Source organism: Zobellia barbeyronii, from assembly GCF_018603515.1.
Lineage (GTDB): Bacteria > Bacteroidota > Bacteroidia > Flavobacteriales > Flavobacteriaceae > Zobellia > Zobellia barbeyronii.
Window position 1 is genome coordinate 417,964 of record NZ_JACATN010000002.1, and the last position, 12,191, is coordinate 430,154.

General features: G+C 37.3%; 6 protein-coding genes. 2 read left to right on the forward strand and 4 right to left on the reverse strand.

Annotated elements, in window-relative coordinates:
* The first annotated feature begins 79 nt into the window (after positions 1-79).
* Positions 80-3,382, forward strand: coding sequence for a DUF5107 domain-containing protein (locus HW347_RS06335; RefSeq protein ID WP_214611072.1), 3,303 nt, complete (start codon positions 80-82; stop codon positions 3,380-3,382).
* A gap of 19 nt (positions 3,383-3,401) precedes the next feature.
* Entirely contained in the window at positions 3,402-4,172 is a 771-nt protein-coding gene (locus HW347_RS06340) for a carbohydrate-binding family 9-like protein (protein WP_214611073.1), read from the forward strand.
* A 9-nt stretch (positions 4,173-4,181) separates the two neighbouring features.
* Here the strand turns inward: HW347_RS06340 and HW347_RS06345 are convergent, their stop codons facing one another.
* The 4 genes from HW347_RS06345 to HW347_RS06360 all read right to left on the reverse strand — a co-directional run bounded on the left by HW347_RS06345 (position 4,182) and on the right by HW347_RS06360 (position 11,917).
* Positions 4,182-5,342 (reverse strand): mandelate racemase/muconate lactonizing enzyme family protein, encoded by a 1,161-nt coding sequence (locus HW347_RS06345; RefSeq protein WP_214611074.1) that lies wholly within the window; start codon positions 5,340-5,342, stop codon positions 4,182-4,184.
* A gap of 30 nt (positions 5,343-5,372) precedes the next feature.
* The gene (locus HW347_RS06350; RefSeq protein ID WP_214611076.1) at positions 5,373-6,674 is read right to left on the reverse strand and encodes an MFS transporter; all 1,302 of its coding nucleotides are present in this window, start codon (positions 6,672-6,674) and stop codon (positions 5,373-5,375) included.
* A gap of 258 nt (positions 6,675-6,932) precedes the next feature.
* Positions 6,933-8,684 carry a RagB/SusD family nutrient uptake outer membrane protein gene (locus tag HW347_RS06355; RefSeq protein ID WP_225901835.1) on the reverse strand — a complete coding sequence of 584 codons (1,752 nt, stop codon included), beginning with the start codon at positions 8,682-8,684 and terminating at the stop codon, positions 6,933-6,935.
* Positions 8,685-8,701: 17 nt separating this feature from the next.
* A complete protein-coding gene (locus HW347_RS06360; RefSeq protein ID WP_225901836.1) occupies positions 8,702-11,917 on the reverse strand; it encodes a SusC/RagA family TonB-linked outer membrane protein in 3,216 nt (1,071 codons plus the stop codon).
* Positions 11,918-12,191 lie beyond the last annotated feature (274 nt).

The following is a 12,191-nucleotide window of genomic DNA, read 5'->3' on the forward strand; positions in this document are numbered from 1 at the left end:
TACTCGCCAGACCATTTGTTATACTGTATTCTAGTAATCCTTCTTAACTTTAAGAAGAATAGTATTATACAGACAAATTATGCCAAACAAAAATCGTTTTCTTTCAGCACTACTGCTCTTTTTTTGCATTTCTCAACTTCAAGCTCAAGTAAAAGTTTACGAAGGTCAAGAAACCATTCCAACCTATAAAATTGGAACGGATGAGTTGAGTCCCATTTTTTATAACGGTCGTGGAGTTCAAGGCGCACAGGGTAAAGTATATCCGTACGCATCACAGACTAAATTAGGCGATTCTTTGGTTGATGTCACTTATGACATGGTCTACTTAGAAAATGAATATATTCTTGTAAAGGTTTTACCAGCCTTTGGAGGCCGTCTTTTTTCGGCTATTGACAAAACCAACGGACACGAATTGTTTCATACCAACAGCGTAATTAAGCCCGATTTAATTGGTACGTTGGGTGCTTGGGTTTCAGGAGGTATAGAATGGTGTTTTCCACATCACCACCGTACGACTACCATGCTTCCTAGTGATTATAGAATGATAACTAACGAAGACGGTAGCGCCACAGTTTGGATCGGAGAAACCGAAAAAACTAGGGATATGCGCGGCGTTATAGGCATGACCTTAAGACCTGGTCGTTCCTATATAGAGGTTGATTATCGCATTAATAATACTAGTGATGTTACTACTACTTTTCTTTTTTGGGCAAATGTAGCCATAACAGCGAACGATGATTTTAGAACGTTTTGGCCTCCAAGTCAAGAGATTGGAGTATATCATAACAACAGTAGCTTTATTAATTGGCCATTATCCAATAAGACTGATGATTATGGGCGTACCAGTTATGAAAAAGGTGTAGACTTAACCTGGTGGAAGAATCATCCTAATCCGGTTTCATTTTTTATGTGGGACATTAAAGAAGGATTTATAGGAGGATATGATTACGGACAAAAAGCGGGAACCGTTCACGTAGGGAATCCCTTTAAGAACAACGCTTCAAAACTATGGCAATTTGGTCCAGGATTACAAGGACAAAATGCAAGACGAAAACTAACCGATGACGGAAAGGCGTATGTAGAATTAATGACCGGTACGTTTTCTAACAATCAACCGGATTATAATTGGATTCTCCCCCACTCCGCTAAAGACGCAAAAAATTACTGGTATCCTGTTCGAGATTTAGAGGTGGTTAAAAATTCAAATACCGATGCTTCCGTTACGCTTCAAATGCGAAATGTAAAGACCGTATTTTACGGATTCAACACTACCAAAGATTTTAAAGGAGCAAAAGTTATTCTGAAAAATGGTGATACTGTTTTAGAGGAAAAAACGATAGATATTGATCCTGCCCATCCTTTTACATCGACTTATAAAAACAGAAAAGCTTTAGATGAGTATCAGATAACTGCCCTTATTCAAGATGCACAAGGAAACGAACTTATTTCATACACACCCTACAAACCAAAAACTCCACAACTTCCAGAAGTTCAAGAGAAAGTAAAGAAACCGGAGGAGCTCAAAACTGTTGAAGACCTTTACCTAACAGGACGTTTTGTAGAACAATTTAGAAGACCGGGCATTGAACCAGACGATTATTACTTAGCCGCTTTAGAAATATCACCTAACGATTACCGTACGAATCTCGCTTTAGGTATGCGTAAGTTCAATCAAACCAAATATGACGAGGCATTAAAATATCTACAAACCGCAGCAGATAAATTAAAAGTAAAATACTATCAGCCCAAAGAAGGTGAAATATTCTATTATTTGGGTTTAACGCACCAAGCATTAGGTCATGAAGAGGAAGCGTATTCCAATTTGGCAAGATCAGCTTGGTACTACCAATGGTTCTCCTCTGGTAATTTTAAATTGGCACAAATTGAAAGCACAAAAGGAAACTATCAAAAAGCACTTGAATACGTCCAAGAAGCCTATACTACAAATAATCGCGATGGTAGAATTGTAGTATTGAATGCCGCTTTACTCCGTAAACTCAACCGCCAAAGCGAAGCCGTGACTCTTCTAGAGCAGCAGATTGCTTATGACCCTTTAGATTTTTCAGTCCTTTATGAAATGGAACTGGTAAAAGGTAATAGCTCTATGGAAACTTGGAGAAACAACATGCAAAACCCAGAGAACAATTATCTGGAAATCGCTACGAACTACATGAATGCAGGTATTACCGAAGATGGTATTGCGTTATTGTCTGACTTAAAAAGGGTATCTAGCCCGCTTGTTCACTATTACAAAGCTTGGTTTTATACTGAAGCAGGTGATTCTAGAAAAGCGAAAGAAGCCTTGGCTGAAGCAAAAAATGTATCCCTAGATTATGCTTTTCCGTATCGTACGGAAACCGAAACTGTTTTAAATAAAGCACTTGAGATTGATGCTAATAACGCCACTACTTTTTATCTTTTAGGGAATCTACTTTATGACAAAAGACCAGATGATGCTATAAAGTATTGGGAGAAGGCTGGTGCTATAGATACTAGCATTCCTATGGTATGGCGTAATCTAGCATTTGGAGCATTCTATCACCAAAAGAATCCTTCACAAGCTATAGATTTTATGACCAAAGCAATTTCGCTAGATAATTCAAATCCGCTTTGGTATTCAGAGCTTTCTAAATACTACGATGAATCGGATGCGGATTTTAGAAAGAATCTTGAAATCTTAGAAAGCAATCTTGATATTGTAAGACAAGACGTAGACGCTCCTAAAACCTATGTAGAATTACTCAACCTAGCAGGTGATTATGATAAGGCTATTGCCTTTCTAGACAAACATCATTTTAGAACTTGGGAAGGCGGCAGAGAAACCTATTGGCATTATGTAGATGCGCATACTTTAAAAGCTAAGCAATTAATAGCTGAGAAAAAGCCACAAGATGCTATAGCACATTTAGAGCGCGCCTTGCAATATCCTGAGAATTTGGAAGTAGGCAAACCTACCCATGACGAAAAAAATGCCATGATTTATTACTATATGGGCGAAGCTTATAAACAACTGGGCGATTCAAAAAATGCAAAGTCTAGTTATCAAAAAAGTGTTGCTGCCCAAAACGGAAGAGGCATGAATGATCTTATATTCTTTCAGGGGAAATCTCTTGAGAAATTGGGTGATTCAGAAAAAGCCAAGTCCATGTTCCAGAGCTTAATTGCAAAAGGACAATCTATGCGTGAGAGCGGAAACGGTAATACGTTAGTTGCTGTTGAAGAAGCTTCTGCCACAAACAATAAATTTATCTCCAACTCTTATTATCTGGAAGCATTGGGGAATGCTGGACTGGGAAATACAGACGAATCAAAGAAAGAATTACAAAAAGCTCTAGACGTTTATAAAAACAATCTGTGGGCCAAAGTTATGATTGCTAATTAATATGAGCCACTCAAAATATATGTTCAGAAACACCAAAATTTTAATCGCTTTATCCTTTCTAACCACTTCTACTTTTGCACAGCAGGAAAAGAAGCTTTCTTTAGGTGAACAGCCTGTCTTTAAGGTTTCTAAAGTGAGTGAGCCCATGGTTATTGATGGTAAAATGGATGAAGCAAGTTGGTCAAAAACCGAAGCTAGAACGCTGGATTACTTTTATAGGGTTGACAAGCCAACGGACCAACAAAAATCGACCTTTAGAATGCTTTGGGGAAAAGAAAAATTCTATGTGTTTTTTGAAATGGAAGACCAATATATTACTGCTAGAGAAACCAAAAGGGACGGACAACCTTACTTAGATGACTGTGCCGAAATATTCTTTATTACTACGCCAGATAGTTTAGACACCCATTTTGGATATGAACTAAACCTGAACAAGGCCGTGAACGACTTCATTTTTTTTAATGATTATGTAAAGGGAAAAGATGTGGCTTACAAAACTTTCAACCCAGACTTTGAGGTTGAAGTTACCTATGATGGAACTATAAATGATAATTCTGATATTGATAAGGGATGGACCATGGAAATGGCCATCCCCTATTCAAACTTTGGTGAGCTTGGTAAAGTTGTTGCGATTGAACCCGGAAACAAATGGGCTTTCCTCGCTATTAGACAAGACCGAAATGATGCCGAGGGCGACAGACGGTCTACTTCAACGATATTTCCTATTTATGACATTTCTAAAAATGTACATCAAGCCAACCGTTTTGGCTTAATGGAATTCGTTGAATAATATATTTGATTACCAGTTGGTAAATGACCCATCTTTACGACGTAATCTTGGTATTTCAATAGGTTTAAAAGTTTGTTCTAATGCCAGTTCTTCATTGAACTCTACTCCTAGTCCAGGAGTATCTAGTATGGGATATGTAGGTCCGTCCAATATAGGTCTCACAGGATAAAACTCTGGAGCATCCGTACCCATATACTGTGCAGGCGTATTCATTTCTTCCAACCAACCAAAGTTAGGACAGGCTGCAGCCATATGAATGGTAGCCGCAGTACAAATTGGTCCTAATGGATTATGCGGCATCAAATCTATATAATGAGCTTCTGCCAAACTAGCCACTTTCATAGCTTCAGTAATTCCGCCAACATTACAAATATCAATACGTGCGTACTGCGTAAGGTTTCTTTCTATAAAAGGCAAAAATTGCCATTTGCTAGAAAACTCTTCACCTATCGTAAAAGGAATATCTACCATTTTCCTAAGGTTCTCGTAGGCTTCAGGATTTTCATCACGAATAGGCTCTTCAATATAATCCAGCGTTCCAGGTGGCATACGGTTTATAAAAGAATATGTCTGTGCCGGCGTAAGTCTTGTATGATAATCGATACCTATGGTTATAGCTGAGCCAACTTCTTTTCTAAGGTCAGTAAGCCATTCGGCGATTGTAGCAATGGATTGTCGTGGTTCAAAAAGTTCCTTATCTCCTTCTGCTTCAAATTCTGCAGGAGCCAAGCGTAACATAGTCCAACCTTCTTTAATACAAATTTTAGAGTACTCAAAAAGCTCTTCTCTAGTTCTAAAACGAACCGAAGCAAAACAATCTACATAATCACGATGTTTACCTCCCAATAATTCATATACAGGAACACCAAGGGCTTTTCCCTTAATATCATAAAGTGCAATATCTATAGCTGAAATAGCTGCTGTAAGTACACGTCCTCCTTCAAAATACTGACCACGATACATCTCTTGCCAAAGTGCACCAATGTTTCGTGCGTCTTTACCAATCAAAAAACCTTTAAAATGTTCAATTGCGCCAATAACGGCCAATTCCCTACCAGAAAGACCAGAAGCTCCCCATCCATAAATTCCTGAATCTGTTTCAATCTTAATGACTAGCTGACTTCCAAAACCTACGTTTATAGGAAAAGTTTTAATAGCTGATATTTTCATAAATGCCTATTTACTATTATTTAATATTTTTTATTTTTTTGGAACGATACGTTCTACTTTACCTACTATAAAAGTGTAAGATATAAAGCCAAGTAGCGCTATACCTCCTATGAAGAAAAGAGCAGGACTAAAATCCCCATCTTCTACCAAATAACCTATTACTATTGGCACAACTACACCTGCTAAACCTCCAATGAAGTTAAATGCTCCACCGGTAAGTCCTATTAATTTTTTAGGTGCCATAAGAGAGATAAATATCCAAGCAATACTTGCCAAACCATTACCAAAAAAGGCCAAAGCTAAAAACAGTATTACGAAGAAAGTACTATCTGTATAGTTCGCTCCAATAATACAAGTAGATAAAAGCATACCAATGATAATTGGTGTCTTTCTTGCGATCTCAACGGAATACCCTTTCTTAATTAAATAGTCAGATGAAAAACCAGATAGAAGCACTCCAAAGAAAGCTGCTAAAAAAGGAATTGAAGCCAAGAATCCAGATTTCAAGAAATCCAATCCTCTAAACTCCACCAAATACGTTGGAAACCATGTAAGAAAGAATATAGTTGTAGCTCCCAAGCAGAATTGACCAATATAAAGTCCCCAAAGTTTTCTATAAATGAAAGCTTGCTTGAAATCATTCCACTCAAATTTTTTCTTCTCTTCTTTTTTTACATCGTTCTTACCAATAAGTCCGCCACCTTTCTCAATATGCTCAAGCTCTGCTTTATTAATTGATTTGTGGTCTTGTGGATTACGATAGAAAAAATACCAAATAGCAGCCCAAACAAGACCTATAATACCTGAAATAACAAAAAGACCTCTCCATCCAAAATAGCTTTGAATTGCCACTAAAACCGGGGTTAGAAAAGCAAGGCCCAAAAATTGACCAGACGTATATATAGCAATTGCCGATGCTCGCTCGTTTTCAGGAAACCATCTGGTAACCACTAAATTGTTGATAGGATAAGAAGGAGCTTCAAATATCCCGATACTAGCTCTTAGGCCAATTAAAGCACCAAATGAGCTAACCATACCCTGTATAAGCGTTGCCACAGACCATAAGGCCATCATTATGGAATACAAAATTCGTGTAGGAAATTTGTCTGCTATGATTCCTCCAGGAATCTGCAAGCAAGCATACGTCCAACCAAAGGCAGAAAACACATACCCCATTTGCACATTACTAAGCCCCATATCTTCTTTCATTGCAAAAGCAGCAACAGAGATATTACTTCGGTCTAAATAATTAATAACCACGGTAATGAAAACCATGGCCAATATATTATAACGTTTCCGCGTAGGATTTGCGGTTTGATTTAAGTTGGTCATTTACTTAGTTGTATTATTTCTTAATTAAAAGGTCCGGTTGTTATTCTGTTATTTATTATGAAATGAGCAAGACGAAATATCCTACTTAAATTTAAAAAGTGTCAATATAACAATTAATAATTGTATTCTAAAGTGTAGAAACAACAATTAATTTTGATTGGGTCAAAAAAGTTGATACTAAAAAGAAACGGCAACAGGACTAAACACCCTGCTGCCGCTTACAAACAACTAACTCAACTAGTTTATTTTATGTCCTTTTTAATAGGCTGGATCTTGTGTTAGTACTCCTTGTTGTAAATCAACTTGGGTCTGTGGAACTGGCCAGTGATCATCTTGACCGCCGGTATAATTTGCCCCTTGCAACCAAGGAAGTTTATCATTACCTAACTCTGATTGTAAATATTTGTTAATGGTAGTCTCATCAACTCCCCAACGCACCAAATCTTGAAAACGCATTCCTTCTAAAGCAAATTCCAAACGCATTTCGTGATAAATTGCTTTTCTAGCGTAGTCCTGATTAGGAAATGATGTATACAGCCCTAAATTATAATTAGCAGCAGGCTGATCTTCATCTATGTCTAACTCATACCCACTTTCAAAAGTGGTGTTGTTTACTTTACCCATTACCAAATCATCTTGAGCACGCTCACGAATTTCATTAACCAAATCCATAGCTGTTCCTAGATCGTTTTCTTCCATGGCAACTTCTGCTCTCCATAGAATAACATGGCTCAACCTAAATAAGCGCCAGTTGTTTCCATTTAAACCATTGGACCATGTAGGACTAGAAATAGATATAACCCCTTTATTTCTTTTATAGAACATAATTTTTTTGTTCAAAAAAGGTCCCATACCAGCTTGATCTAACATCCAATCACTCCCGGACATTGGTCCCCAGTCTAAAAACGGAATACCTCTTCTACCAATAGTCCAATCTACTCTAGGATCAAGTGACTCAGCAGTAGGCGTAAAAGGTTCGGTATCCAAAACTCCATAATCTTCTAACAATAAATCATCTTGAAACGTATCAAATAAAGGCAAACCATCTGCACCTGTTTTAAAAGCATTAAACAAATCAAAACTAGGTGCACTATACGCACAACAAGAACCAACATCTGCCCCTCTTGGGAACAAAGTTCTATGGTCAGAACCGGCATTGGCATCACCAGCGCCATCATTTACGGTATATTGAACTTCTATAATACTCTCTGAATTGTTTTGCTTTTCCTCATCAAAATTATCATAATAATGATCCATTAATGTAAATGGCCCATTGTCTATAATATCATTTAAATAAGGTTTTGCTTCTGTAAACTCTTGTTGAAACATGTGTACACGAGCTAAAAGTGCTTTGGCTGCCCAACGCGATGCACGGCCTAACTCTACCTCTTCTGCCATACCGTTGTCAATACCCCATTTAAGGTCAGTTTCAATTTTATCCCAAACTTCTGCATCATTGGTTACTTCTTTTGCAACTACATCGTCTGTTATATAGGGTATTTTTTCAATTTTGGTGCGAAGTTGAAAATGATACCAAGCACGCAACCAACGGGCTTCAGATTCTAATTGAACGGCCACAGCAGGCTCAACATTATCTCCTGCTTTTTTTAATACCGTAATTGCACTATTAGCTCTAGCAATACCATCATAATTTGCTGCCCACAAACCTTCTATCCACGGGTTAGAAGCATCAGTCTCATATCTTTCAATGAGATTAATAGGACTCCAACCCCCAGTTTGATCACCACGGTGCATATCATCAGAAGGTACATCTCCCCAGACCCAGTTAGTGGCAGATGCCTCTCCCTGAGCGCCAGATTCTCCAGCAGAATATCCATCAATTCTAGAATATGCTCCTACAAGAAGAAGATCTACACCATTTTCATTTGTTAATATTTCTTCACTTACGGCTCCTTTTGGTTTTTCCTCAAGAAACTCTTCTCCACATGACCAAGTAAGGGCCATTACCGAGGCAAGCAATCCGGTTTTAATCAATATATTATTTTTCATTTTTTACAATTTTTATTTTACAATGAGATATTAAGACCAAATATGATTTGTCTTGGAGAAGGCCAAGTACCCAAATCCAAACCTCTATCTATATCACTTGAAAACCCTGAATCAGGATCATTATATAATGCGATTTCTGGATCAAGACCAGAGTAATCTGTTATAGTAAATAAATTTGTTCCCATAACATAAATCCTCATTTTTGAAAGGTTAATTTTATCTAATATACGCTGTGGTACATTAAATCCTAACTGAGCATTTTGTAAACGAAAGTATGATGCATCCTCAACCAAATCTGAATGAGTATTCTGTTCAAAACTTGTCTGAGAAGATGCTTTAGGTAAAACAGCATCGGCATTATTCTCTAAATATGGACTACCCCACGACTTATACAATCTATCAGAACTTTTAGGTCCTTGAAATAATCCGTATCTCGTGAAACGGTTATAGTAATTGATAGCATCATTACCTTGACTTGTATAGAAACTAGCAGAAAAATCAAAACTTTTATACTCAAAACCTATATTAAGGCCAGCAGTGAAATCCGGATTAGGATTACCTATAAAATCTCTATCCTCAGAATCTATCTTACCATCGTTATTAACATCCCTAATGATTAGATTACCGGGCTTATTATAATCTGCCGCTTCATCTTCATTATGATTAGGATGTGCTTCTGCTTGTGCTGTAGTTTGAAAAATTCCATCTACAACATAACCATAAAATTCTGGAAATGATCTTCCTTGTTCTACTCTTGAATACGTCTGAGATCTTTGACTTCTACCAGTAATAAATTCATCGTCATTCCCACTAAGTTTTTTTACAGTATTCTTATAGGTAGAAAATACTACCCCAACATTGTATCTAAAATCTCCATCATCAGATCCACCACCATTATAACTTAATTCAACATCAACACCCTTGTTTTCCATGTCTCCGATATTTACACTCGGAGCCGTTGCAAAACCTTCTACAGCAGGTATGGCAATAGGGAATAACATATCTTTCGTATCCTTTCTCCAAACATCTACTGTAAGATTAAGTCGGTTAAATAATGTAGCATCAACAGCAAAATTAGTAGAAGTAGTTGTTTCCCACTTCGCATCAGGATTACCTATTGCAGTAGATTGAAAACCTTGTTTAATTATACCATCTGCCCCTCCAAGCCCATAAAAAGAGCTACCTAGATCAGATCCAAATGTACTGAATCCATTATAGTTTCCAATTTGATCATTACCTGACTGACCCCATCCTGCACGGAACTTCAAATAATTTAACCAGCTATTGTCTGCTAAGAAATTTTCTTTGGAAACAACCCATCCACCAGAAATTGCTGGGAAATTACCCCATCTGTTATTGGTCCCAAATCTTGAAGAACCGTCACGTCTTACCGTAGCTTCAACCATGTACTTATCATCATATGAGTAATACAAACGGCCAAAATATGAGTTTAAAGCCCATGCAGCAGCTTCGCCACTGTTCGTTTGGTTTTCCGATCCTGAACTAAGAATAAAGAAATCATCATCAGTAGAAATAAAGCTTTCTCTACCTGCTGAGATTTGATCATATCTAAATCTAGTAGACTCCGTTCCAAGTAGAACATCTAATTTATGTACGTCATTAAAGGTCTTACTATAACTTAAAGTGTTGGTAAAATTCCAAGTTAGATTATCTCCTCTAGTTTCATTTAAAGTATGTCCCGTAGTACCATTTGTATTTTCAGAATCACCAAACCTTGGATCATGATTTGAATACCAGTTCATGTTGTATCCCAAAAGAGATTTGAACGTTAGGTTGTTTACTGGTTTTATTTCTACAAATACATTACCCGTTACATTTAGAGTTGTTCTTTTATCTTTGCGCTCTCTAAAGTTATTACCTACAGGACTAGGACCATCATTTAAGCCACCACCTACTATACCGCCAGCAAAATTACCTGCAATATCTCTTACAGGAATTAAAGGACTCGTTTCTATAATACTATTAAAACCTACAGTATTTCCTTTTGATTCACTCAAAGTAACACCCAAACGTTCACCAATTTTCAACCAATCTTTTACGTCAGAATCAATATTGGCTCTTATAGCATAACGATTATAGGAGTTATCTTTCAATACCGCCTCTTCTTTAAAGTAATTAGCACTTAAAGCATAGGTAGTTTTTTCTGACCCACCTGAAACAGAAAGCACAAAGTCCTGCAAGAGAGCTGGTTGGTATAATTCTTCCATCCAGTCCGTACCTTGCTTATTGGTTTGGGTAATAGGATAGTTTCTTTCCTCATATAACGCGGGGTTTGTTGATGCATCTCCAAAAGACGCCCCATTAGGAAACAAATAATCATTTACTTGAGTTGCGCGAATGTTGTTTGGATCAAATCTGAAGTGAGGGTGACTTGGAGCAATACCATCATTAGTCTGTTCTAACCAGAGTTGCTGACCCACTAAATTAGGATCTGTTACAAGGTCATATCTAGAATTGGCAGTACCCATACCTGTTCTTAGATTAATATCTATTTTGGCTGGTTGTGCTTTTCTACCTGTATTTGTTGTAATTAAAATTACACCGTTTGCACCTCTTGAACCATAAATAGCCGTTGAAGATGCATCTTTAAGCACTTGCATGGATTGAATTTGATTAGTAGGTGGCGGTGTTGCACCAAAAACCCCATCCACAACATACAAAGGTCCGTTTCCGTTAATCGTACCTAAACCACGGATTCTTACCTGAGCACTTTGCCCTGGTCTAGCAGAAGCATTTACAGTAACACCAGCAGCACTACCTTGAAGTGCTCTAGTTGCATCGGATGAAGCTTGCTGCTCAATATAAGCGGTTTTTACGGTACTTACCGCACCAGTTACGTCTGCCTTTTTTCTGGAGCCGTAACCTATTACCACAACCTCGTCCAATAATTGGGAATCTGGCTTTAGCTGTACATTAATAGTTGATCCAGTTTCTGCAGTTACTTCTTTACTGGTATATCCGGTATAAGATATTACCAAAACATCTCCTGTTTTTGCTGCAAGGGAGAAGTTTCCATCAAAGTCTGTTACTACCCCGTTCGTTGTTCCTTTAACCAGAACATTTGCTCCGAACATGGGTTGATTAAGTTCATCGGTAATAGTTCCACTTACATTAGAGTCTTGTGCAAATCCAATAGAAGCACAAGTCAACATAAGCCCAAACAATAACCAATGTTTGCGTTTTGTGAGTTGTTTAAATAAACATTCTTTCATAATCATGCCTGTTTTTTGTTAGTTAGTATTTTGACCAAACAGCAGAAATAAGCTAAAAAAATTAGGATTTTCACTTCAAAAACCTTTCTCTGATGAGGAATCAATAATTATGTTGTCAAAGAAAGTATTTTACATTTATTAGGACTCGGCAATAAATGGTCAAAATCGGGTAATTATAGGTCACACTGTTTTTATTGACCTGTAATTACCTGAGCATGATCTTATATTACCCATTCTGTTAAGAGTCTTTCCGTATTTTGACCATTATTACACA